Origin of the sequence: Gluconacetobacter sp. (assembly GCF_047721585.1) — a bacterium.
Taxonomy (GTDB): Bacteria; Pseudomonadota; Alphaproteobacteria; order Acetobacterales; family Acetobacteraceae; genus Gluconacetobacter; species Gluconacetobacter dulcium.
The window spans coordinates 33923-37419 of sequence record NZ_JBDNXE010000028.1 but is presented as its reverse complement, the minus strand read 5'-3'; the positions used below and the strand labels follow the sequence as shown (position 1 = coordinate 37419).

Genomic DNA, 3497 nt, shown 5'->3' with positions numbered 1-3497 from the left:
GGGTTTCGGCGGAGCCGGCGCGGCGCGGGGCGCGGGCGGACAGGGCTTCGAGATACTGGCGGATGGAGAAGCCTTCGAAGACGCGGCCGTTGACGGTGATGCCGTGCAGGTCGGTCAGCAGGGTGTTCTCGGGCTTGAGCGTGGCGCGCCAGCCGACGGTGGCGTAGTCGTTGAAGATCGGGCCGAGGCAGAGGATGCCGTCGGCGCCCTCGACGATCTCCTGCGCGCCGGGGGAACTGACTTCGCCCCAATAGACGCCGCGATAGGCGGGGTGGTCTTCGGGGAAGAAGCCCTTGGCGGCGGCCATGACGGTGACGGCGCAGCCCATGCGGTCGGCGAGGGCGGGCAGCAGGTCGATGACGCCGGAGGCGCGCATGCGGCTGCCGACCAGCAGCACCACCTTGTCGCGGGCGTAGAGGAAGCGGCCGGTTTCTTCCAGCGCGGCGTCCAGGCTGGCGGGGTCGGCTGCCGGTTCGGACAGCAGGCTGCTGACGGGGCCGGGGGCGGCGCAGGCGGCGTTGGCGAGGTTGCAGGGGATTTCGATATAGGCGGGTTTGCGCTCACGCAGGGCGGTGCGGATGGCGTTGTCGATCTGCTGCGGGGCGTGTTCGGCGGAGAAGAGGACCTCGGCGGCGCAGGTGATGTGGCGCATCATCTCGGCCTGGTAGCCGTAATTGGTGTTGCCCAGCGTGTGGTGCAGCAGGTGGCCCGTGCCGTGATCGTTGGTGTTGGGGGCGCCGGAGACGATGATGACCGGGACGTTTTCGGCGTAGGCGCTGCCGATGGCGTTCATGGCCGAGAGGGCGCCGACGCTGAAGGTGACGACCATGGCGGCGGCGCCGTTGGCGCGGCCGTAGCCCTCGGCGCTGTAGCCGCAGTTTAGCTCGTTACAGCTATAGATCTGTTTGGTGGAGCCTTCGGCGAGCAGTTCGTCGAGCAGGATGAGGTTGAAATCGCCGGCGACGGCGAAATGGTGCTTCAGGCCGATCTGGCCGAGGCGGGCGGAAAGATACTGGCCGACTGTGGTGGTCATGGTGAGGACTCCCCCGGAGGTGTCCGGGGCGACCCGTTCGTCCCGGCTGCGTGGGGGCAGACTGGGAGGCGAATATTCTTCTGTCCAATATATGCGAACACCGTTATCCATATGTCTGAGATATGAATATCGAATTCCGCCATCTGCGCTACATCGCCGCGATCGCCGAGCATGGCAGCTTCACGCATGCCGCACGGGCGCTGCACATGGAACAGCCGCCGCTGAGCCAGCAGATCCGTGCGCTGGAGCAGATGCTGGGGCTGAAGCTGTTCGTGCGTTCGCGGCAGGGGGCGGTGCCGACCGAGGCGGGGGCCGAACTGGTGAAGCGGGCGGGCATCCTGTTGCAGATGCGCCAGGAGTTCGTGGAGGTGGCGACGGGGCTGGGGCGTGGCGAGCGCGGTAGCCTGCGGGTGGGGCTGGCCGGCGCGGTGTCGCTGCTGCCGCTGATTCCGGCGGCGATCCGGCAATTGCGGCTGGCGCTGCCGCATGCGGTGATCACGATGGAAGAGAGCAACACGCCGGCGCTGTGTGCGGCGCTGACGGAGCGGACGATCGACGTGGCGATTATCCGGCCGCCGGCGCCGGGTGGGGTGTTTATGATCGAGACGCTGTTCGAGGAGCCGACGCTGCTGGCGGTGCCGGTCGGGCACAAGGCGGCGGGGCAGGCGCGGGTGGCGTTGCAGGATGTGGCGGGGGACCCGTTGATCCTGTTTCCGCGTGCGCTGGGGCCGGGTTTTTTCGATGCGATCCTGGCGGCGTGCCAGAATGCGGGATTCACGCCGCAATTGGGGCAGGAGGCGCCGCAGATTACGGCGGCGGTGCCGCTGGTGGCGGCGGGGCTGGGGGTGTCGATCGTGCCGGCGAGCCTGGACCAGATTCATGCCGGTGGAGCGGTGTTCCGGCCGATCGCGGGGACGGCGCCGCGCGCGACGCTGGCCGTGGCGACGCGGCCGGAGCCGCCGACGCCGCTGCTGCGGCGGTTTGTGGAGACGGTGCGCGAACAGGTGCGGGCGACGGCGCTGGTGTGAGTGCCTGTCCGGGCGGGGGCGTCGGCGGCGATCCGACGCGCGTTTCCTGTGCTTCGGTGCTCATGGCCATCGAGGCCACGTCGCTTTGATGCCCGGAGACATATGTCGGGCGCGGTCCTTTGGGCGGCTTTCGCTTGCCAGTGCGCATTGCTAGGCAGGTTCCGGGAGAGAGGGACGCAAGGGCGGCTGGTCAGGAGGCCGCGTTGGTCATGCGGTCGTCGTACAGGCGCTGTGCGTGCTGGATCTGCTCCATATGGCTCTCGGCCCAGTGGATCAGGCTGGTGGCGGCCTGGGTCAGGGTCTCGCCCAGCGGGGTGAGGCTGTAGGTGACGGCGACGGGCGCGGTGGCGTGAACGGTGCGCAGCACCAGCCCGTCGCGTTCCAGGTTTTTGAGAACCTGCGAGAGGACTTTCTGCGAGATGCCGCTGATGTCGCGCCGGATGACGTTGAAGCGCGCGGCCTCGTACCGCAGGCGGCCCAGCACCAGAAGCGCCCATTTGTCGCCGATGCGGTCCAGCACCGTGCGGGCGGGGCAGGCGCTGGCATAGACGTTGAAGGCGGGGACGGTGGTCTCCGGCTCCGGTGTCGTCTGCGCGTCCGTGGGCCGGTCGGTGCCGGTGGTCGGGCAGGGCGGCGGTTTCCTGGGCGTAACCATGTTTCGAAAAAGTGCCTTCTTGCTGGCGGTGGCGTCGGTGCGTATCAGGAATCGAAACCTGGTTTCAATATGAAACCGGGTCGGGCAGATCGCAATCCGCGTCAGCGCGAGGGAACGAGACATGAGCAAGACGGTCGTTATCTATCATTCCGGCTACGGCCACACGAAGACTGTGGCCGAGCATGTGGCGCGTGGCGCCGAGGCGCAGATCATCGCGATCGATGCGCAGGGCGAGATTGCCGAGGCGGACTGGGATGCGCTGAATGCGGCGGATGCCATCATTTTCGGCACGCCGACCTACATGGGCAACGTGAGCTGGCAGTTCAAGAAATTCGCCGATGCAACCTCGAAAGTGTGGTTTACGCGCGGGTGGCAGGACAAGGTGTTCGGCGGTTTTACCAACTCGGCCAGCCCGAACGGCGACAAGCAGGTGGCGCTGATCACGTTGCAGACGCTGGCCTCGCAGCATGGCGGGATCTGGGTGAGCCTGGGCGTTTCGCCCTCCAACACCAAGGCCGCGACATCGGACGATCCGAACAATCTGGGTGGTTCGGTCGGTCTGCTGGCGCGTTCGCCGGCCGATGCGGGGGCGGATGAGGTGCATAAGGGCGATCTGGAGACGGCCGCGCTTTATGGCAAGCGGGTGGCCGGGATTGCGGCGCGGTTGAGGCGTTAGACGCTTTCGCGGGGGGGGGGCACCCCCCCCCCCCCCAACCGGGGGGGTTGTTCAAGCACGTTGGGTGGGTCCGGGGGGTTCCGCGGTGGGGGTGTGGGGGGGGGG

General features: G+C 67.7%; 4 protein-coding genes. 2 read left to right on the top strand and 2 right to left on the bottom strand.

Translation table 11 applies throughout. The features are described 5' to 3' along the window. A partial coding sequence (locus ABF821_RS07510; protein ID WP_415529578.1) for a thiamine pyrophosphate-binding protein occupies nucleotides 1-1033 on the bottom strand: 1033 nt, incomplete at its 3' end. 122 nt (nucleotides 1034-1155) lie between these two features. Between ABF821_RS07510 and ABF821_RS07505 the strand changes: the two genes are divergently transcribed. Further along, nucleotides 1156-2061, top strand: a complete 906-nt coding sequence (locus ABF821_RS07505; protein WP_220791912.1) for a LysR family transcriptional regulator — start codon at nucleotides 1156-1158, stop codon at nucleotides 2059-2061. Nucleotides 2062-2251: 190 nt separating this feature from the next. On the opposite strand, the gene ABF821_RS07500 is transcribed toward ABF821_RS07505, so the two are convergent. Further along, nucleotides 2252-2716, bottom strand: coding sequence for a winged helix-turn-helix transcriptional regulator (locus tag ABF821_RS07500; protein WP_415529577.1), 465 nt, complete (start codon nucleotides 2714-2716; stop codon nucleotides 2252-2254). A 121-nt stretch (nucleotides 2717-2837) separates the two neighbouring features. On the opposite strand from ABF821_RS07500, the gene ABF821_RS07495 reads away from it, so the two are divergent. Beyond that, complete coding sequence (locus ABF821_RS07495; protein ID WP_415529576.1) at nucleotides 2838-3392, top strand: flavodoxin family protein; 555 nt, start codon at nucleotides 2838-2840, stop codon at nucleotides 3390-3392. The last annotated feature ends 105 nt before the right edge of the window (nucleotides 3393-3497 follow it).